The 20903-nt window shown below is 67.7% G+C and carries 15 protein-coding genes; 13 read left to right on the top strand and 2 right to left on the bottom strand.

Annotation, left to right across the window (positions count from 1 at the left end; all coding sequences use genetic code 11):
* Nucleotides 1-76 precede the first annotated feature (76 nt).
* Nucleotides 77-1669 carry a CYTH and CHAD domain-containing protein gene (locus tag PUN51_RS02070; RefSeq protein ID WP_159631188.1) on the top strand — a complete coding sequence of 531 codons (1593 nt, stop codon included), beginning with the start codon at nt 77-79 and terminating at the stop codon, nt 1667-1669.
* Between the two features lie 22 nt (nt 1670-1691).
* Here the strand turns inward: PUN51_RS02070 and PUN51_RS02065 are convergent, their stop codons facing one another.
* The gene (locus tag PUN51_RS02065; protein ID WP_159631190.1) at nt 1692-3128 is read right to left on the bottom strand and encodes a PucR family transcriptional regulator; all 1437 of its coding nucleotides are present in this window, start codon (nt 3126-3128) and stop codon (nt 1692-1694) included.
* 168 nt (nt 3129-3296) lie between these two features.
* Here PUN51_RS02065 and PUN51_RS02060 point away from each other — a divergent pair, with 168 nt between their 5' ends.
* The 7 genes from PUN51_RS02060 (at nt 3297) to PUN51_RS02030 (ending at nt 13856) form a co-directional block, all read left to right on the top strand.
* The gene (locus tag PUN51_RS02060) at nt 3297-4727 is read left to right on the top strand and encodes a gamma-aminobutyraldehyde dehydrogenase (RefSeq protein ID WP_275179698.1); all 1431 of its coding nucleotides are present in this window, start codon (nt 3297-3299) and stop codon (nt 4725-4727) included.
* Nucleotides 4728-4782: 55 nt separating this feature from the next.
* Complete coding sequence (gabT, locus tag PUN51_RS02055; protein WP_275179697.1) at nt 4783-6153, top strand: 4-aminobutyrate--2-oxoglutarate transaminase; 1371 nt, start codon at nt 4783-4785, stop codon at nt 6151-6153.
* A 530-nt stretch (nt 6154-6683) separates the two neighbouring features.
* Nucleotides 6684-7148: a hypothetical protein gene (locus PUN51_RS02050; protein WP_275179696.1), complete on the top strand. Its 465-nt coding sequence runs from the start codon at nt 6684-6686 to the stop codon at nt 7146-7148.
* A 3-nt stretch (nt 7149-7151) separates the two neighbouring features.
* Nucleotides 7152-8492 carry a glycosyltransferase family 2 protein gene (locus PUN51_RS02045; protein ID WP_275179695.1) on the top strand — a complete coding sequence of 447 codons (1341 nt, stop codon included), beginning with the start codon at nt 7152-7154 and terminating at the stop codon, nt 8490-8492.
* Entirely contained in the window at nt 8482-10296 is a 1815-nt protein-coding gene (locus tag PUN51_RS20665) for a polysaccharide deacetylase family protein (RefSeq protein WP_275179694.1), read from the top strand. Before PUN51_RS02045 ends, PUN51_RS20665 begins: the two co-directional genes overlap by 11 nt.
* 55 nt (nt 10297-10351) lie before the next feature.
* Nucleotides 10352-12136: a polysaccharide deacetylase family protein gene (locus tag PUN51_RS02035; RefSeq protein ID WP_224026733.1), complete on the top strand. Its 1785-nt coding sequence runs from the start codon at nt 10352-10354 to the stop codon at nt 12134-12136.
* 37 nt (nt 12137-12173) lie between these two features.
* A complete protein-coding gene (locus PUN51_RS02030) occupies nt 12174-13856 on the top strand; it encodes an endo-1,4-beta-xylanase (RefSeq protein WP_275179693.1) in 1683 nt (560 codons plus the stop codon).
* Between the two features lie 21 nt (nt 13857-13877).
* On the opposite strand, the gene rarD is transcribed toward PUN51_RS02030, so the two are convergent.
* On the bottom strand, nt 13878-14900 hold the full coding sequence (rarD, locus tag PUN51_RS02025; RefSeq protein ID WP_159631206.1) for an EamA family transporter RarD: 1023 nt from the start codon (nt 14898-14900) through the stop codon (nt 13878-13880).
* A 103-nt stretch (nt 14901-15003) separates the two neighbouring features.
* Between rarD and PUN51_RS02020 the strand changes: the two genes are divergently transcribed.
* The 5 genes from PUN51_RS02020 to PUN51_RS02000 all read left to right on the top strand — a co-directional run bounded on the left by PUN51_RS02020 (nt 15004) and on the right by PUN51_RS02000 (nt 20850).
* On the top strand, nt 15004-15999 hold the full coding sequence (locus PUN51_RS02020; RefSeq protein WP_275179692.1) for a DNA topoisomerase IB: 996 nt from the start codon (nt 15004-15006) through the stop codon (nt 15997-15999).
* A 45-nt stretch (nt 16000-16044) separates the two neighbouring features.
* Nucleotides 16045-17505 (top strand): FAD-dependent oxidoreductase, encoded by a 1461-nt coding sequence (locus PUN51_RS02015; RefSeq protein ID WP_277999150.1) that lies wholly within the window; start codon nt 16045-16047, stop codon nt 17503-17505.
* A gap of 40 nt (nt 17506-17545) precedes the next feature.
* Nucleotides 17546-18151, top strand: a complete 606-nt coding sequence (locus tag PUN51_RS02010; RefSeq protein ID WP_224026730.1) for a TetR/AcrR family transcriptional regulator — start codon at nt 17546-17548, stop codon at nt 18149-18151.
* Nucleotides 18151-19425, top strand: coding sequence for a glycosyltransferase (locus PUN51_RS02005; protein WP_275179690.1), 1275 nt, complete (start codon nt 18151-18153; stop codon nt 19423-19425). Before PUN51_RS02010 ends, PUN51_RS02005 begins: the two co-directional genes overlap by 1 nt.
* An 81-nt stretch (nt 19426-19506) precedes the next feature.
* A complete protein-coding gene (locus PUN51_RS02000; RefSeq protein ID WP_159631216.1) occupies nt 19507-20850 on the top strand; it encodes a GAF domain-containing protein in 1344 nt (447 codons plus the stop codon).
* The last annotated feature ends 53 nt before the right edge of the window (nt 20851-20903 follow it).

The raw sequence follows: 20903 nt of genomic DNA, 5'->3' as shown, positions 1-20903 counted from the left end.
TGTTCGGTGCCTGCAATAGACTGCCAACGGACTGTCGGAGGACCTGGCGCGGACCAGGCGGTGCGGAAGGACGGCTGTGGAGGCTTCCAGGGGAATCGAGATTGAGAAGAAGTACGACGTCGATGCCGGCGCCGTGGTGCCGCCCCTGGAACAGGCCGCAGGGGTGGCCCGCACAGGCAATTCCCACACCGACCTGCTGGAGGCGGTGTACTTCGACACCCCCACCCATGCCCTGGCCGCCCGCCGCATCACCCTCCGCCGCCGCACCGGCGGGAAGGACGCGGGGTGGCACCTGAAGCTGCCGCCCCAGGCGGCGGCCGGCGGCGAAGGCCCGCAGGAGCGGACGGAACTGCATGCACCCCTGGGCCGTCCCGACGTCGTACCGGACGCCCTGCTTACCCACCTTTACGCCTACCTCAGGGGTGCTGTCCCCGTGCCGGTGGTGCGCCTGGACACCCGCCGCACCACCTACCCCCTGTACGGGGCCGACGGCGCCCACCTCGCCGACCTCGCGGACGACCAGGTCACCGCCGAACGCCTGGCGGACGGGGACAACGCCACGAGGCAGGAGTGGCGCGAATGGGAGCTGGAGCTGGTCCACGGCCAGCCGGACCTTTTTGGCCCGGTGGAGGAACTGCTCGCAGCCGCCGGCGCCCGGCCCGCCGGCCATGCCTCGAAGCTGGTCCGTGCCTTGGGCTCTGACACCAAAGCGGGCAAGCGTGCCGCCGCGGGCGAGGCGCCCGCCGGTGCTGCCGGACCCGAAGGCACCCCTGCCCTGCTGGCCGGGAAGCGTGCGCCGGCTGCCGCCGTCGTCACGGTTTATGTGGCCGCGCAGATCGACCAGATCCTCGCCAGCGACGCTGCCGTCCGGAATGAGGAACCCGAGGCCATTCACACCATGCGGTCCGCCACGCGCCGGATCCGCTCAGTCCTGGCCGCGTACGCCAAGCTCTACCGGGCGTCACCGGTGCGCAAACTGCGGAGCGAGCTGAAGTGGCTGGGCCAGCTGCTCGGCCAGCCGCGCGACGCCGAGGTCCTGCGGGCCCGGCTCCGTGACCAGTTGGGCGCGCTGCAGCCCGGGGATGGCACAGCCGGGGCCACGGCAAGGGTGGAGCAGCGCACGGGCGGGGATTATGACGCCGCGTACCGGCTCCTGCTGGAAGCCCTGGGGTCGGGCCGCTACTTCAGGCTCCTGGACAAGCTTGAGGATTTCCGTGACAACCCGCCGGTGCGCGCCGACGCGGTAGCGCCGGGACGTCGGGCGGCCGCGAAAGCCGTGGACAAGGCCGCCAGGCGGCTGGAGCGCTCCCGCAAAGCGGCCAAGCGCGCGCGGCGCGGCAGGGACCAGGAACTTGCCCTCCACCGGGTCCGCAAAGACGCCAAGCGGCTGCGCCACGTGGCTGAATCAGCGGCCCTGGTGCACGGCAAGCGTGCGGGCAAGGTAGCCAAGGCCGCCCGCCGGCAGCAGAAGATCCTGGGCCAGTTCCAGGACGCCGTGGTGGCCCGCGACCTGCTGGCAGCCATCGCCGCGGAACACAGCGAGCCCGCCACGGCAGGCATCTACGCGGAGCTGCTCAACCAGCAGGAAGAGCGGATGCTGGAGGCCCGTGCCGGGTACCGGAAGGCCAGGAAGAAGTCGCGCGACCTGTTGGGCCGCGGCGTCCTCTGAGGCCTGCCGGGCAGTTTCCGGCCTACTTGCCCTGCCGGGCGGACAACCGGGCCACGGCCAGGGCCAGCCACAGCTGCACCCGGTCCGCAGTGACGGAGGGGTCATACCCGGTGAGCTCGGTGATCTGCGCCAGCCGGTACCGGACCGTGTTCCGGTGAAGCGTGAGCTCTTCCGCCACCGCAGCCACCGAGCCGTTGTTGTTCAGGTAGCTCTCCAGCGTGGACATCAGCTCCGAGCCGTGCGCGGCATCGAACGCCCGCAGCGGGTTCAAGGACTCGTGCGCCATGTCCGCCAGCGGGACGTCCTCGCTGGCCAGCAGCAGCGATGTCAGGCTGAGCCGTTCCGGTTCGTTGACCGGCAGCCCATGGCTGGCGGCGTCCCGGGCTTCGAAATAGCTCCAGCGCAGGCCGTTGGGCTTGGTGTACGCCCCGCCGATGCCGATCGTGGCATGGATCCCGGCTTCGGCGAGGTGGTCGCTCAGCTTCCGTGCCAGCGCCGGCGCCGTCCCGCCGTCGTCATTGACCACCAGCACCAGGTCCTTGCCCACGACGGCAGCGACCGCCTTCTCCAGTTCCTGCGGCACCGAGGTGCTCCCCAACGCCTTCCCGTGGGCGGCCGACACGGCCAGCAGCACCACGTTCTTGCGGGTGCTGTTCACGCCCACGCCGGCCAGGCGGCGCTGGGCCTCGCTGGTCTCCAGCGCCCCGTGGATCACGTCCTCCAATACTTGGCCGCACAGGGCGCGCTGGGCCTGCCGCTGCTTGACCATGTTGTTCAGCTCCACGCTGATCAGGTTCTGCGCGTAACCGATGATGCCGGTGTCCTCGAACGGCTGGCGGACCCACAGCGTGCAGGCGTCCCGCCGGCCCGTGGGCACCGGGTAGCTGGACCACGTATCGGCCGACGGGTGGGTGCTGCCGCTGTTGTACAGCTGCGCCGTGAACTGGGTCAGCGCCACGTCGGTGCGCAGCATGCCGCCCAGGTTCTTCAGCAGCTCTGCCAGCCCGCCGCCGGTCAGCAGCGCCCGGGCCAGCACCTGGTGCCCGGCAATGAGCCGTTCCAGTTTGGCGTAGTGGTCAGCCGACTGGGCGTCCGCCACCAGCTTGGTGATGGCGATGAACGGGGTCTCGTAGGGCACTTCCACCACCGGCAGGCCCCACCGGTTGGCCTCCGCCAGGAGGGCCGGGGGCACCGCCTCATGGGACAACCCCACGCCGAATCCGATGCCCACCGCACCGGCACGCTGCACCTGCCGCACAAAGCGCCGCTGCTCCGGCGCGGACCGCAGCCGCAGGCCCGTGGTGAGCACCAGTTCCCCGCCGTTGAGGAACCGCTGCGGATCCTCCAGTTCCGTCACAGCCACCCAGTTGATGTCCTGGTTCCAGGTGGTCTCCGCCACGCCCGCCTTGGACAGCTTCAAGGAGGTCACGCCCACCAGGGCAGCAAGGGAAATGGCCATGAAGCAAGGATAAACGTGAGCTGGGCAACCGCACTAAACCCCTTTGGCAAGGGTGTGCAGGTGGCTATTCACCCCGCTTGGGCGCTGGCATAGGCTCAAGGCAGTTCCATCCATCCGTCCTGGTCTCCGCCCGGCCGCCGATGGCCCTTACGAAAGAGGTTGCACACCGTGGTCCAAACCTTGCAGAACTTCATCAACGGGAAGTTCGTCACCCCCGCCGGCACCACCCTGCTGGACGTGGTCAACCCTACCAACGGGGAAGTGGTGGCGCAGGCCCCCGTTTCCGTGCAGGCGGATGTGGATGCGGCCATGACGGCAGCCAAGGACGCCTTCAGGACCTGGAAGCACGTCACCCCGGGCCAGCGCCAGCTGATGCTGCTCAAGCTTGCCGACGCCATCGAGGCCAACAGCGACGAACTCGTCGAAGCCCAGCACCGCAACACCGGCCAGGTCCGCTCCCTCATCGCCTCCGAGGAAGTGGCTGCCGGCGCCGACCAGCTGCGCTTCTTCGCCGGTGCCGCCCGCATCCTGGAGGGCAAGTCCGCCGGCGAGTACTTCGAGGGCCACACCTCCTACGTCCGCCGCGAACCCATCGGCGTGGTGGCCCAGGTGGCCCCCTGGAACTACCCCTTCCTGATGGCCATCTGGAAGATCGGTCCCGCGCTCGCTGCCGGCAACACCGTGGTCCTGAAGCCCTCCGACACCACCCCCGAGTCCACGCTGGTCCTGGCCCGCCTGGCCGGCGACATCCTGCCCGCGGGCGTCCTGAACGTGGTCCTGGGCACCGGCGAAACCGGTGCCATGATGGTGGAGCACAAGGTCCCCGGCCTGGTGTCCATCACGGGATCTGTCCGCGCGGGAATCGCGGTGGCTTCCGGCGCCGCCAAGGGTGTCAAGCGCGCCCACCTGGAGCTCGGCGGCAAGGCCCCGGCCATCGTCTTCGCGGACGCGGACATCAAGAAGAGCGCGGCGGCGATCGCCGAATTCGCGTTCTTCAACGCCGGCCAGGACTGCACGGCCATCACCAGGGTGCTGGTGCAGGATTCCGTGCACGACGACGTCGTTGCAGCCATGGTGGAACACACCCGCACCCTGCACACCGGCTCGCAGAACGACGAAGACAACTACTTCGGCCCGCTGAACAACGTGAACCACTTCAACGCCGTGACCTCCGTGGTGGAGAACCTGCCGGCCAACTGCCGGATCGAAACCGGCGGACACCGGGCAGGGGAGAAGGGCTACTTCTTCGAACCCACCATCATCACCGGCGCCAAGCAGACCGACGACGTGGTGCAGAAGGAAACGTTCGGCCCCGTCATCACCGTCCAGAAGTTCAGCACCGAGGAAGAAGCCGTTGCCCTGGCCAACGACGTGGACTACGCGCTGGCCTCCAGCGTCTGGACCACCAACCACGGCACGGCCATGCGGTTGAGCCGGGACCTGGACTTCGGCGCCGTCTGGATCAACACCCACATCCTCCTTACCGCCGAAATGCCGCATGGCGGCTTCAAGCAGTCCGGCTACGGCAAGGACCTCTCCATGTACGGCGTGGAGGACTACACGCGCATCAAGCACGTGATGTCCGCCCTCGACGCCTGACCATTCCCCGCTGGTTGAGCTTGCCGAAACCCGGAATCGTAGAAAGAAAAGAACCATGACCACCACCGCAGCAGACATCACCTACCGCCTGGAGCAGAAGCGCAACGTCCAGGCCGACTTCCCGGGCCCCAAGTCCGTGGCACTGACCGAACGCCGCAAGTCCGTGGTGGCTGCCGGCGTCGCCTCCAGTGTCCCGGTCTACGTTGCAGACGCCGACGGCGGCATCATCCACGACGTCGACGGCAACTCCTTCATCGACCTGGGCTCAGGCATCGCCGTGACCAGCGTGGGTGCCTCCGACCCCGCCGTCGTGGGCGCCGTCAAGGAAGCCGTGGAGCACTTCACCCACACATGCTTCATGGTCACCCCCTACGAGGGCTACGTGGCCGTCGCCGAGCAGCTGAACCGCCTCACCCCGGGCGACCACGAGAAGCGCACCGTCCTCTTCAACTCCGGTGCCGAGGCAGTGGAGAACGCCGTCAAGGTGGCCCGCCTGGCAACCGGCCGGGACGCCGTCGTGGCTTTCGACCACGCCTACCACGGCCGGACCAACCTCACCATGGCGCTCACCGCCAAGGCCATGCCGTACAAGACCAACTTCGGCCCGTTCGCGCCCGAGGTCTACCGCATGCCCATGAGCTACCCGTACCGCGAGGAAAACCCCTCGATCACCGGCGCCGAGGCAGCAAAGCGCGCCATCACCATGATCGAGAAGCAGATCGGCGGCGACCAGGTTGCCGCGATCATCATCGAGCCCATCCAGGGTGAGGGCGGCTTCATCGTCCCGGCCGAGGGCTTCCTGCCCGCGCTGGCCGCCTGGGCCAAGGAGAAGGGCATCGTCTTCATCGCGGACGAGGTACAGTCCGGCTTCTGCCGCACCGGCGAATGGTTCGCCGTCAACCACGAAGGCGTCGTCCCGGACATCATCACCATGGCCAAGGGCATCGCCGGCGGCATGCCGCTGTCCGCCATCACCGGCCGCGCCGACCTCCTGGACGCCGTGCACCCCGGCGGCCTGGGCGGCACCTACGGCGGCAACCCCGTGGCCTGTGCAGCAGCCCTGGCCTCGATCGGATCCATGGAGGAGTACGACCTGAACGGCCGTGCCCGCCACATCGAGTCCATCGCCACGGCGCGCCTGCGTGAACTGCAGTCCGAACTGGCCGACGCCGGAACCGCGGTCATCGGCGACGTCCGCGGCCGCGGTGCCATGCTCGCCATCGAGCTCGTCCAGGCCGGAACCAAGGAACCCAACCCGGAGCTCACCAAGGCTGTCGCCGCCGCCTGCCTGAAGGAAGGCGTCATCATCCTCACCTGTGGCACCTACGGCAACGTCATCCGCCTGCTGCCCCCGCTGGTCATCACCGATGAGCTGCTCGCAGACGGCCTGGAAGTCCTCGCCGCAGCCATCAAGGCCAACGCCTAGAGCCGCAAAGCAGGTCCACGGAAAAGGCAGCACCCCGCCGGGGTGCTGCCTTTTTCCGTTGCCCGGGAAATCCCGCCATGGGGGGATACCTAGGCCCCCGCACCGGACTGCGCAAACTACCTAATATTCCGCCCGGACCGGCGGGCAGGCGGCGGTCCCCCCAAAACCCTTTCGGTAAGTAGCCCCAAAAATCTTTATAGAGTACCCGTTACTCGTGTCGGGCCTGCGCAGGAATACGTAATTTTGACCTATAAACGGGCGGGCTGTGCGCGACGCCGATTGCCTGAGGCGCCACCTGCCACCCCCAAAATGCGGAGCGCATATGCGCTCCCGATCAAGTCAGCCGCAGGGTAATGACGCTGCCCTCCCATGACGCTGACGACAGGAACTTCCACCAACGCCTGGTGCATGGGCACCCCAGGCGGCGACACCCCACAGCCCAAAGACGGACATCTTGCTCAAGACAGGGGGAAGGCAATGACGCAGCCTTCAGCAATGACGCAAGCTTCAAGGGGAACGGGGGAGGGCCTGTGGTGACGTACCTGGGAACCTTCGCCGTGCCTGCAGCGACCACCTTCGGCCGGGACGGGGCCATGTTCGAGAGCCTGCTCGCTTTCGTGGCCCAGATGAGCCTGGTTCTGTGGGGCTTGGTCACGCTCACAGTGGTCATCCGCTTCATCGGCATCCGGTTCTACCGCCGTGCCGCGCGCCGGGCCATGGCCAAGGTGGCGGCAGCCGGCACCGCCGTTCCAGCCATCGCAGTGGCGAGCATCGACGCCCCCGCCGCCGCTACTACCGGTACGGCACTTCCTGACGCCGCCAGGACTGCCCGGGCGGCCGGGGCCGCCGCCGCGCAGGCCGCCGTTGCCGCGGTCAAGCCGGCCATCGCCGTTGTTCCAGCCATCGCGGCCGGCATCGACCTGCTCCAGCCGGCCAACGTCCCGCTTCCAGAAGCCTTCACGAACGTGCTGGCAACCAACTCCGTGGACAGATGAGCGATGGATATCGCGCTCTTGGTCTTTTGGCTCTTCGCGGGCGTCAGCATCCTGTACGTTGTGCACTTCGGCCTCTACCTGGCGGGTGCCAACTTCTACGACATATGGCAACAGCGGCGCAAGGGACTCAGCGGCGTCCGGCTTCCCACCCCCTACCAGCCCGAATGCGCAGCGACGGCTACCTGGCACCGGCGGGCCATCCCTGAAGTACCGGGGCTGGTCTCCATCGTCATTGCCGCCCACAATGAGGAAGCCGTGATCGTCCGGACCCTGGACTCCATCCGGCGCAGCACCTACCCCTTGTTCGAAGTCCTCGTGGCCGATGACGCCTCCGGTGACCTCACCGGCCGGCTGGTCCGCGACTACCAGCTGCGGCACCCCGCGATGGACCTGCGGATCGTGCGGATGCACCGGAACGTGGGCAAGGGCGCGGCGCTCAACACGGTGCTCCGCAGGTTCGCGCGCGGCCAGTTCGTCATGACGCTCGACGCCGACTCGGTCATCCAGCCGGACGCCATCACCCGGGCGCTGTCCTACTTCGACGACCCGTACGTGGCCGGCGTGGCGGCGAACGTCCAGATCATGGAGGAGACCACGGCGCTCGGTATCCTGCAACGGTTTGAGCATATGATCGGCTACCGCTCCAAGAAGCTCTACTCGCTGTTGAACTGTGAGTTCGTGGTGGGTGGTGTGGCCTCCACCTACCGGATGCGCGTGCTGCGCAAGGTGGACTTCTACGATACGGACACCGTGACCGAGGACATCGGCCTAAGTGCGAAAATCACCCACCTGGGCAACCGGCGTTTCCGCATGGTCTACGGCGCGGACGTGGTGGCAAAGACCGAGGGGGTGCTCACCTTCCGTGCCCTGGCCAAGCAGCGCTACCGCTGGAAGTACGGAAGCATCCAGAACCTCATCAAGTACCGCAGCATGACCCTGAACCCCAGCCGCCGGTACAGCCGCACCCTGGCGTACTACCGGATGCCCACGGCCGTGCTGAGCGAGTTCACGCTGCTCGTCTCACCCCTGGCCTGGACGTACGCGGTCTATTGGTCGCTGGCAACCTACACTCCGGCGCTGATCATCGGGTCCTACGCCACCATCACCGCCTACACGCTGCTGACGGTCCTGATGGATGAAAACCTCTCACCGCGGGAACGCACCAGGCTGTGCATGTACGCGCCCACCGCCTATTTCCTGTTCTACATCATGGACCTGGTCCAGCTCGCGGCAGCGGTCCGGTGCATCGTCCGTTCGCCAGGGCTGGTGCGGCGCCCCGAGATCAACACGTGGAAATCTCCGCAGCGGGCCGGCAGCGTGGCGGTGATAAGCCGTGCCGCCTAGGCGCCGGCGGGTCCGCCAGGTCCTGCTGAATCCGCTCGTGGTCATCGCGGTCCTGGTTCTCCTGATCACCGCCGGGTGGTTCATGTATACGGGCAGGATCGGAACCTTCGCCCAGGCGCGGCCCGGAGCCAACCTGCTCCCGGCGCTCTTTCCCGGCGTTGCCGGACCGACGGCGGCACCGGGCCCGTCGCCGTCGGCCGGTACTTCGGTGGCTCCGGAAGGCGGCTGGACCGCGGCCCACAGTGGGGATGCGAAGACCTCCCTGGAACTGGTGCCCGGGCAGATGGGCGCCCAGGCGCTGAAGCTCAACATCCCGCAGTACGCCTCGGGCGATGTCACCCTCACCAGCCCGCGCGTGGACGTGGTTCCCGGCAAGACCTACTTCTTCAAGGTGTTCGCCACCACGGAAGCGGATTTCCGGCTGCTGGTGCGGAAATACCACAGGGATGGCAGCACCAGCCTGGAGCAGCTGAGGAACCCGGTGGAGCGGCCGGGGACCACCGCGTTCACGGTGAGTGACGCGTTCAACAGCGGCGACACCGTCGCGGCAGTGGAGTACGTCTTCCGCTTCGCCTCAGTGGGTACCGCGCGCGTGGAAGGCGCCTACCTCGAGGCAGCGGACGACGTCCAGCCTCCGGCACCCGCAGCGGTGGGCCCGAACGTGATCCCCAACCCGGGATTCGCCGGTACCCAGCCGAACCAGCCGGCCTTCTGGTCCCCCTATTCCTCCGGGACGTCAACAGTGGAGTCCGGGCGCGGCGAGGACGGGCGCGGAAGCTTCCTCTGGACCCGCATCGGAAACTACGTGAACGGGGAGGCGAAGTGGCAGTACCAGCCCATCGCGGTGACCCCGGACCGCTACTTCAGGTTCGGCGCGGCCTACAAGGCGGACCGCGAGGTGGATGTGGTGGCCGAGTTCGAGCTTGCGGGCGGCGGACGCACCTTCAAGAACCTGGAGTCCGTGCCGCCGGCAGGGGAGTGGACCACCATCAGCGAGGCATTCCAGGTCCCCGATGGCGCGGCCAACGCAATGGTCACCCTGGTTGCGCATGGGAACGGGACCACCGCGGTCCGCGACTATTCGCTGACGGACATCACCAGGCCCGGGCCGCTGCGGTGGAACCAGTCCCTGGTCTCGATCACGTTCGACGACGGGTGGCAGTCCGTGTACGACCGCGCGCTGCCCCTGCTGGACAAGCATGGGTTCAAGTCCACCCAGTACGTCAACGCCAGCTCGATTGAGACGCCGAACTTCATCACGGGCGCCGAGGTCCAGCAGTTGCACCAGGCGGGACATGAAATTGCAGCCCATGCCTACCAGCACGTCGACCTCACCTCCGTGGGGGCGGAGCGCCTGGATGAGGAACTGAACAAGAGTGAGGAAGCGCTGGCCGCGGCCGGCCTTCCCACCGATGACCTGGCACCGCCGTACGGACGCTCCGACCCGCAGGTGGACTGGTATGCGGCCAAGTACTTCAAGATCATGCGGGGGACGGATGACGGCATCAACACGAGGCAAAACCTCAACCCGCATGACCTGAAGGTCCTGTACGTGACCGACGCAACCACGCCGGAAACCCTGAAGGAAGCGCTCGCCGAGACCTCCCGGTCCAACGGCTGGCTCATCCTGGTCTATCACCAGATCGCTGCCCCCGACGCGTCGGGGACCCAGAAGAACACTATTGCGGCGGACAAGAGCACTATCACCAGCGACGTCCTCGCAACCCAGCTGCAGCTCATCGACGAAAGCGGCATCCAAGTGAAACCGGTCGCCCAGGCGTTCGAGCAGTTGCAGGGCCCGTGACCACCACCAGGCGGTGAAACGCGGCGCCTTCGACACCCGAAAGAAGGAGAAAGTCATGATCAAATCCAGATCCAGCCTGGCGCGAGGCCGCGCCGGGCTCCTGACCCTTGGGGTAGCCGTGTGGGCCATGGCCGCCGCGCTGCTGACCCCTGCGGCCGCGAACGCCGCCGTGGACAACCCTGCCCCAACTCCGCTCGTGTCCTTCACCTTCGACGACGGCATGCAAAGTGCCTTAACGCAGGCTGCCCCCACCCTCAAGAAGTACGGGCTCACCGGCACCAGTTACGTCATCACCAACTGCGTGGGGATGACATCCGTGCCGAACACCTGCCGCGCCAACACCGACGTGCCCTATATGACGTGGGACCAGGTCACCCAGTTGCAGAACACCTACGGCTGGGAGATCGGCTCACACACCGTTGACCACCAGTGCCTTGTCAGCGTGGGCAACGACTGCCAGGCCACCAAGCTGACGGCCGCCCAGGTGGACGCCGAGCTGGCCAACAGCAGGGCCGCTTTGTCGGCCCACGGGTTCAATGCCACAGCCCTGGCCACGCCCTACGGCGACTACGACATGTCGGCGCTCGCCCGGATCGCAAAGTACTACACCTCGATGCGCGGTTTTGCGGACGTGGGCAACAACATCTGGCCGCTCGGCGACCTGCTGCTCCACAACACGCCGGTGCAGGAAGCCACCACTCCGGTCTCCACGCTGAAGGCCAAAGTTGACGAGGCCATCGCCAACAGGACGTGGGCCATCTTCACGTTCCACGACGTCAGGACATCGCCGAGCCAGAACCCGGATGACTACCAGTACGGTACGGCTGAGCTGGACCAGCTGGCAGCGTATGTGCAGACCAAAGTGGCGGCCGGGCAGATCCGGAACGTCAATGTCAGCAAGGGCCTGGTAACCGGCAGCCCCAACCTCCTGCCGAACGCGACGTTCAATAACGGCATCGCCGACGGTTGGCGCACGGACGCCCCGGCCACGATCACCGCGGACGCCGGGACCAACGGGAGCTACCCCGATCCTGCCAAGTCGGTGAAGCTGGTCTCGGGTTCCGCTGCGGGCCACCTGTTCTCGCCGAAGGTTCCGGTGTCGGCGGCCAACAGCTACCTGTACAAGGCCTTCCTCAACGTCGCGGCAATCTCCACTGGAGAAGTGGGCTTCTATGTGGACGAGTACAACGCGGCCGGCCAGTGGATTTCCGGGCAGTTCCGCAAACGGGAAAACAGCCGCTGGGTGGAGTCGATGAACTTCACCTACACTCCGAGCTCCACCAGCGTGGCATCCGCCAGCCTGCAGGTCTATGTGACCGGCACCGGCATCACTGCGTACCTGGACAACATGCAGATGATGACGCTCGGGAGCGGTTCCACCACGCCGTCGCCCAACCTCGTGGCGAACGGCACGTTTGATGCCGGCATCGGCTCGGGATGGCGGACAGACTCCGCATCCACCATCCTGGCTGACGCAGCCAACCACGGGAGCCCGGCCAACCCGGTGAACTCGGTCAAGATGACGGCCACCACGGCCAACAAACACCTGTTCTCCCCGCAGGTGGCGGTGGCAGCCGGCAGCTACAAGATCGCCAGCTACCTCAACATCACGGCGCGGACCAGCGGCGAGATGGGCTTCTACATTGACGAATACAACTCCGCCGGGCAGTGGATCTCCGGGCAGTGGAAGCTCGGGATCTCGGCCGGCGGCGTGACAAATGTGGACCTGACGTACTCGCCGAGCAGCACCGCGGTAGCGAAGGCGAGCCTTCAGGTGATTGTCCAGGGCAATTCCGGACTGCAGGCGTACTTCGACGACGTCCGCTGGACCAAGTCCTAGCAGTACCAGGTCCTGGCAGCAGGGGAGAGGACGAAGGATGGCCGGGCGCCCGCACGCACTGACGGTGGTGCTGGTGTCCGCCCTCCTCGCCGTCCTCGCCTCATGCTCCCCGCCCAAGCCCGACGTGACGCTGGACCTCCTGCACGGGGACTGGCAGGACGTTCCGGGCGTCCGGGCCGGGAACGGCGCACTCCAGGTGACGCCCACCGCCAGGCGCATCGTGGAGCAGAGCGGGGAGGGAGGCCAGCCGAACCCCCCGCTCAACCTCGCCGGCACGCACCTGGTGGTCGGCGGAGACTTTTCGCTCAGCGCAACATTCGCGGACGTTACCGCGGACGCGTCCTGGGCGCTGTACGACCGGCCGCCCGTCATCGCCGATGAGTTCCGTGTGGAGCCGGCGGGCCTGCGGCTTACCCTTCAGGGAAACGACCTGAAGATCGCCGTCTTCGACGGGACGCAGAAGAAAGACGTGACCCAGCCGGTGCCGGTGCATGATGAACACGTCACGGTAAAGGACCCGGGGGCGCCCTTCACCGTGCGCCGCTCCGGCGATACGTTGGCCGTCGCCAGCGGCAACGACACCCTTTCTTCCCTCCCCCTGGGCAAGGTGTTCTCGTCCGGGGAACTGTGGCTGGGGTTTTCCAGCGATTCCGGCGACTTCGAGATCACCTCGCTCACGGCGGTAGCGCCGGGAAGCGCCGGCCTGCGCACCTCAGGGGCCGCGGCAGCCGGCGTCCAGCCGTCAAAGGACGGCCTGCAGGCACTCGCCGCGAGGACCCGTCCGGACTTCCTGGTAGGCGCGGCCGTGGCACTGGGGCCCCTCACCGGGGACACGGACTATGCCCGGGAGTTCGTCGAAAACTTCGGCGCGCTCACGCCGGAAAACGCGATGAAGCCGCAGTTCCTCTCCCCGCAGCCGGGCGTGTACACCTTCGAAGAGGCTGATGCGATCCTGGCGATTGCCCGGAGCAAGGGCATGGCGGTGCACGGCCACACCATCGCTTTCACGGAGGCCATGCCCCGCTGGATGCAGGAACTCCCCGCAGGCTCGGACGCGGAGCGCCGGACCAGCGGCGCAGCACTGCTCGACTACATCTCCGCAGTGGTGGGGCACTTCAAAGGACAGCTGGCTTCCCTTGACGTGGTCAACGAGCCGTTCGACGTGGACCAGGGGACCGGCATGCAGCAGAACATCTGGTACCGCGTCTTCGGGCCGGGCTATCCGGCCGTGGTCTCCAAGGCCGTCTATGCGGCCGATCCGGACGTCAAGCAGTACATCAACGAGAACGGCGCCGACGTTCCGGGCCGCCGCCAGGACGCACTGCTCAAGCTCATCCTGGACACGAACGCGCAGGCCGGGCACATCTACGGGGCAGGCCTCCAGGCCCACGTCTACGACCTCAAGACCGACGCCATCTCCGCTGACGACCTCACCCGGACGCTCAAGCGTTTTGGGGACGCCGGGCTCCACGTCCGCATTTCCGAAAACGACGTCACGGACGGGCAGGGGACGGACGCCCAGGCGAAGCAGTACGCCACGGTGCTGGCCACCTGCCTGCGCTCGCGCACCTGCGTCTCCTACACCACGTGGGGAGTGGATGACCGTTACGACTGGTGGATCGACGACGGGGGGAGCCTGCGGCAGGGCCACGACCACCTGTTCAACGACGGGAAACCCACACCGGCGTACGACGCCGTGAAGCGCGCCCTGGGCGGTTGACCCTGGGCGGGAAGGCCGGGCTCAGGCGCCTTGGCGCACCGCTGCCCTGCGGGCGAGGGAGTTCCTGCGTGCCGTCCGGAGCATGTCCAGGGTCAGCAGCAGCAGGGCCAGCCACACCACCCCGAAACCGATCCAGCGCTCAACGGTCATGGCCTCCCGGAAAACCAGCAGCGCCACCAGGAACTGCAGGACGGGGGCGAAGTACTGGAGCAGTCCGATGGTGGTCATGGGCAGCCGCCGTGCGGACGCACCGAAGAAAAGCAGCGGTACGGCGGTGATCACGCCCGATGCCAGCAGCAGCCAGAAGTGCCCCGCTCCCTGGGACGTCAACGTGGAGCTGCCGCCTGCCGCCAGGACCACCATGGCCACGGCGGCCAACGGGGCCAGCACCATGGTCTCCACGCTGAGGCTGGTGATGGCGTCCACCCTCGATCCCACCCGGTTCTTAACGAAGCCGTACAGGCCGAAGCTGAACGCCAGGGTCAGGGCAATCCATGGCAGCTTCCCGTAGGAGTAGGTGAGCACACCCACCGCCACGAAGCCGACGCCGACGGCGGCCCACTGGAGCGGCCGCAGCCTTTCCTTCAGGACCAGCACACCCAGCAGCACAGAGACGAGCGGGTTGATGAAGTAGCCCAGGGACGTTTCCACGGCCTGCCCCGTGGTGACGCCGTACGTGTAGGTCAGCCAGTTGATGGCGATCAGGAACGCCGCCAGCGCCAGGGAACCAAAGACCCGGCGGTCCTTCAGCGCCACCGCGAGCACGCCCCACGCCCTGGTCACCGTGATCAGGAGAGCACAGAACAGCAGTGACCACACCACCCGGTTGGCCACGATTTCGACGGCGCCCGCCGGCATCAGGATGAAGAAGTACAGCGGGAGCAGCCCCCACAACACGTACGCGCCGATGCCGAACAGCATGCCCGCCGTCGAGTCCTTGGCGACGGGCCGGGGGCCCTCCGGCGCAGGCGGCGCGGGTGCTGCGGTGGTGGCAACAGCGGGCGTGGCGGGGGACGTTCCTTCTGGCGTGGGCACGAAGTCCATAACAGCATCCGGTGGGCAGGTATTCCAGCAGGCAGGCGGTATTCCGGAAAATAATCAGTAGGCTTGCTTTCATGACATGTGCGCCTTTCCCGGAACCCACCCCATGAGGCTCCGGCGCAGCAACGCCTCGGGCCGCGGCTACCGCAGGGTGCCCGCCGGCAAGGGCTTCAGTTACCGGGACCTGGACGGCTCCACGCTGCCGCCCGGCCCTATCCGCGACCGCCTGGAAAGTATCGGCATCCCGCCGGCCTGGACCGACGTCTGGATCGCCCCGTTCGAAAACGGCCACATCCAGGCGACCGGCGTGGATGCCGTGGGCCGCCGCCAGTACATCTACCATCCGGAGTGGCGCGAGCGTAAGGACCGGGTGAAGTTTGACCGGTCCCTCCAGTTGGCCGAATCACTGCCCGCAGCCCGGCGGCTGGTCACCATGGACCTGCGCAGCGAAGGCTTCGCCCGCGACCGCGTCCTGGCGGCGGCGTTCCGGATGCTGGACAGCGGATCCCTGCGGGTTGGCTCGGAGCGGTACACCAACGAGAACGGAAGCCGTGGGCTGGCCACCCTGCTCTGCGCCCACGTCCAGGTGCGCAAGGACCGGATCCTCCTGCGCTTCCCGGCGAAGAGCGGCAAGGACTGGGAATCGGAAATCCGCGACGCCGACCTCGCCGCCCTCCTGCGCCTGCTCAAGCGGAGGGGGCCGAACGCCCGGCTGCTGGCGTACAAGGAGGGCAGATCCTGGCGTCCGGTCACCAGTGCGGACATCAACGCCTACGTGAAGGAAAGGACCGGCTCAGACTTCACCGCCAAGGACTTCCGGACCCTGCGCGGGACCGTGGCAGCTGCGGAAAGCCTGGCGCGGACCGGAGTCCAGCGGACGGCGGCCAAGCGGAAGCGGGCCATCAGCCGCGCCATGTACGACGCGGCGGAGACGCTGGGAAACACTCCCTCCATTGCGCGCAAGAGCTACGTGGACCCGCGGGTGGTGGACCACTACCATGACGGCGAAACCATCGACCCGAAACGGCTGGACTCGGCGGAAGCTGAGCTCAGGGCGCTGCTGTACCGCGAGGGCAAGGTAGTGGCCCTGGCCGCCAACTAGAATGGGGGACTGTGCGCTGCACCATGCGGCGCACCCTCATGAAACATGAGCAGGACCAGTTCAGAAGGGTTCCCGGTGTCCAATCACAGCGAAACCGCCGCCAACCGTCCCCTCCGCGTCGCAATTATCGGCGCGGGACCGGCAGGAGTCTATGCTGCGGACATCCTCACCAAGTCCAGCGGGGTCAAGGACGGCGACTTCCAGGTCAGCATCGACCTCTTCGAGGCCTACCCGGCACCCTATGGCCTGATCAGGTACGGCGTGGCCCCGGACCATCCCCGGATCAAGGGCATCGTCAACGCCCTGCACAAGGTCCTGGACCGGGGCGACATCCGGTTCCTGGGCAACGTCACCTACGGCCGGGACCTCACGCTGCACGATTTCCGGGCCTTCTACGACGCCGTGATCTTCTCCACGGGCGCCATCAAGGACGCTGACCTGGACATTCCGGGCATCAAGCTGCGCGGCTCCTTCGGCGGTGCCGACTTTGTGTCCTGGTATGACGGCCACCCGGACGTGCCCCGCGAGTGGCCGCTGGAGGCAAGGGAAATCGCGGTCATCGGCAACGGCAACGTGGCCCTGGACGTGGCCCGCATGCTGGTCAAGCACCCCGAGGAACTGCTCACCACCGAGATCCCGGACAACGTCTACGCCGGCCTGAAGGCGTCCCCGGTGACGGATGTCCACGTCTTCGGCCGCCGCGGCCCCGCCCAGGTCAAGTTCACCCCGCTGGAACTGCGGGAACTGAGCCACATGGACGACGTCGACATCGTCCTCTACCCCGAGGATTTTGAATTCGACGACGCCTCGGACGAGGCAATCCGCACCAACAACCAGGTCAAGACCATGGTGAACACCCTCACCAACTGGCTGGTGGAGGAGCATGCGGAGTCGGAGAACCCCTCGTCCCGCAGGCTGCACCTGCACTTCCTGCACAGCCCCGTTGAAGTGCTCGACGACGGCACGGGCAAGGTGGGCGGCATCAAGTTCGAGCGCATGCAGCTGGACGGGACCGGCAACGCCAAGGGCACCGGGGAGTACGTTGAATACCCTGTCCAGGCTGTCTACCGGGCCATCGGCTACCACGGCTCCGCGCTGGACGAACTGGAGTACGACGCCAAGCGGGGCGTCATCCCGAACGAAGGCGGCCGGGTCCTCGATGCCGACGGCAACCCCGTTCCGGGCATCTACACCACGGGCTGGATCAAGCGCGGACCTGTGGGCCTGATCGGCCACACCAAGGGCGACGCCCTGGAGACCATCGGCTTCCTGCTGGAGGACCGGCTCACCCTCCCGGCGGCCAGGAACCCGGATCCCCAGGCCATCATCGACCTGCTGGAAGAGCGCGGCATCGAATACACCACCTGGGAAGGGTGGAACAAGCTCGACGCCCACGAGGCGGGACTGGGTGCCGCCTGGACCGGACCTGAGGGCCTGGACCACGTGGTCCGCGAGCGCATCAAGGTGGTGCCGCGCGAGGAGATGATCCGCATTTCCCGCGGCTGACCCCTACCCCTGGCGGAGTATTCGAGTTAGTCTCATTAACATGAATATGGCCGGGGCCGGAACCCGTCCCTACAGCTCCCCAAAACGGGCCACCTCCGCGCAGGAAACCGGGCGCCGGATCCTGCAGGCCACCGAAGACCTGTTCATGGAGGGGCCGCTCGCCGACGTCACCCTGGGCGCGGTGGCTGCCCGCGCCGGCGTCACCGTCCAGACCATCATCCGCAGGTTCGGGGACCGCGCCGGCCTCATTGACGCCAGCGCCAAGGCGGCCACGGCCCGCGTGGACAACCAGCGCAGCGCCGTTCCTCCCGGCGACGTGCCCGCCGCCGTCGACAACCTCCTGGAACACTACGAAACCACCGGCGCGCTGGCCCTGAAGCTGCTCGCCGAGGAACAAACCTCCCCCGTCCTGGCTGAAATCACCGGGGGAGCGCGCCGCCTGCACCGCGAATGGTGCCGCCGCGTTTTCGCCCCCTTCCTGGACCCCCTGAAGGGCAGCCCGGACCACGACCGCCGGCTGGCCCAGTTCGTCGCCCTCTGCGACGTCTACACCTGGAAGCTCCTGCGCCTGGATGCCGGGCTCAGCCGCGGCCAGGTGGCCCGCTCCCTGCTCGAAATGCTGGAAACCTTCACGCGGAGGCCCTGATGTCCACCGTCCTTGCCTACACCTCGCCCGCCATCGGACACCTCTTCCCCATGGTTCCGCTGCTCGAGGAACTCAAGGCCCGAGGCCATGATGTCCACATCCGCACCCTGCTACGGCAGGTTCCCCAGCTCACGGAGTCAGGGTTCCACGCCGGGCCGGTGGACGGCAGGATTCTTGCGATCGAGGCCACGGACTACCGCGCCACAAACGCCAAGGCTGCCCTGGCCTCCAGTGTTGAGACCTTCGCGGCCCGCGCCCGGTTCGATGCCCCGGACCTGCAACGGGCCATTGCCGGGATCAGGCCGGACCTGCTGCTGATCGACATCAATGCCTGGGGTGCCCGGATCCTTGCAGAACACTCAGGGCTGCCGTGGGCAACCTTCAGCCCCTACACCCCGCCTCTGCCGTCAAGGGGCACGCCCCCGTTCGGGCCGGGCCTGGCTCCTTTGCCGGGGCCGCTCGGCATGGCCCGGGATGCGGTGGTGCGGCGCCTGGTGATTGGCGCCGTCGAAAAGCTGATGCTGCCCCGGATCAACGCCCTGCGGGACGACATCTCCGGCGGCATGCTTCCCCCGGTCACCGGCGCCGACTCCATGTTCCGCACCGCCCCGCTGATGCTGGTGGCCACCGCCGGGCCGTTCGAATATCCGCACCCGGACTGGGCTCCGGATGTGCGCATGATCGGCGCCCTGGACTGGGAGCCGCCGGCCGAAAATCCTCCCTGGCTCGGGGAGGCCACCGCCCCGGTGGTCCTGGTGACCACGTCCTCCGAGTACCAGGCCGATGACGCCATTGTCCGGACCGCCCTGGCAGCCCTGGCCGGGGAGCCCTATACCGTCGTCGCCACGTTGCCTGCTGCCCAGGCCGGCTCTGCGGGTGCCGCCAGGGCGTCCGGCCTGGACCGCTTCCAGCCCGTTCCGTCCAATGCCCGGCTGGAACATTTCGTGCCGCATGGCCCTGTCCTCGACCGCGCCGCCGTTGCCATCACCCATGGCGGCATGGGGGCAACGCAGAAGGCCCTCTCAAAGGGAGTGCCCGTGGTGGTGGTCCCGTTCGGCCGCGACCAGCACGAGGTAGCCGCAAGGGTAGTGGCGGCCGACGCCGGCGTGCGGCTCAGCCGGAAGCGCCTCACCCCGGAGCGGCTCCGGGAAGCCGTCCACCAGGCCCTGGGCAAGGCCCCGGGGGCGCGACGGGTGGCGGAGGGCTACGCGGCCGCCGGGGGAGCAGCGGCGGGCGCGGACGCCCTGGAAGAGCTGGTCCGGGCAGGCCGGTGACAGAGGGTTGTTGTCCAGCTATGCTGACTTGGCCACCCTCCAGCCCTGCACAGCCGGACAAGACTCCGGAACGGGAGTTCGATGACGAACCTGCTCCACCCTGAACCGCGCCAGCGTGCCGCGCTGGCCGGCCACGAGCGCCTGGGCTCGGACCCCGGCAACCTCACCCCCGAGATCCCCGGGCTGCGCAACCTCATCAAGGAGTCCTGGCAGCGGTCGGCAAGCTTCAAGGCCAACCCGGACAACGCGGCCGCGCCGCTGGCTTTCGACTGGGAGCAGCTGGAGGACTACCGGCGGCAGCATCCCCTGGCCGCGATCATGCCGGTCATCAACAAACTCCTGGTCCAGCCCAGCCATGACAGCGGGCTCCTGGTTGCGGTGGGTGACGAGGTGGGCAGGCTGCTGTGGGTGGATGGCGACCCTACCCTCCAACGCCGGGCCGAAGGCATGATGTTCGTCCCCGGCGCCGACTGGTCCGAGGCCAGCGTCGGCACCAGCGCTCCGGGCACCGCCCTTGCCCTGGGCAGGGGCATCCAGATCGCCGGCGCCGAGCACTACCAGCGGGCAGTCCACCCCTGGAGCTGCACCGCCGTCCCCTTCCATGACCCCGACTCAGGTGCCGTGCTCGGCGTCGTGGACATCACCGGGACGGCCACCGCGGTGGCGCCTCACACGCTGTCGCTGGTGGAGGCCACCGTTGCTGCCGCCCAGGCGCAGCTGCGGGTGGAGCGCCTGCAGCTTGCGGCGGAGCTCGCCAGGAAACCTGTACGACGACGGTCCCCGGCCGCAGCCGCCAGGCAAGGGCAGGGCGGCGTCGAAGGCAGCCTCTACCGGAACAGCCTGCAGTTGCTGGGCCGCGACCAGGCCTTGCTGAGCCTGGGCGGCAGGACCGTTTCCCTGTCCGCGCGGCACAGCGAGATCCTGGCCCTGCTGAGCGCGCATCCGGAAGGGCTCAGCGCCGAGGAACTGGGCTTGCTGTTGTACCCGGGGGAGGGCTCCACCATCACGCTCCGGGCCGAGATGGTCCGGCTGCGCAAGGTCATCCAGCAGCTGAGTCCCGACGCTGTCCCCGGCTCCCGCCCGTACCGGCTCCCGCTGGACCTGGTGCCGGATACCGGCCAGGTGCTCAGCTGCCTGCAGCGCGGTGCGCACCGCATCGCCCTGGAGATCTACCGGGGTGAGGTGCTTCCGCGCTCGGAAGCGCCGGGCATCCTCGATCTCAGGAGCAGGGTGTCCTCCCTGCTCCGGGAAGCGGTCCTCACGGACGGCAGCGCCGAGTCCCTGCTCAAGTACGCTGCGCTCCCGGAGGCAAGGGACGACGTCGTCATCCGCCGCGCCGCGCTCCGCCTCCTGCCGCCGCGCTCACCCAAGCGGGCCGCCGTCGTCGCCGACCTGGAACGGCTGGAAGCCGAACTCCGCGCCTGAAACCCGGCCCCGCCGGCACCCGTTGTGACCTGCGTCGCATCGTTGCAACCTTG

The organism is Arthrobacter sp. NQ4, from assembly GCF_029077345.1.
GTDB lineage: Bacteria > Actinomycetota > Actinomycetes > Actinomycetales > Micrococcaceae > Arthrobacter.
Note: the sequence above shows the minus strand (reverse complement) of the source record. Positions and strands in the feature narration are given on the sequence as shown.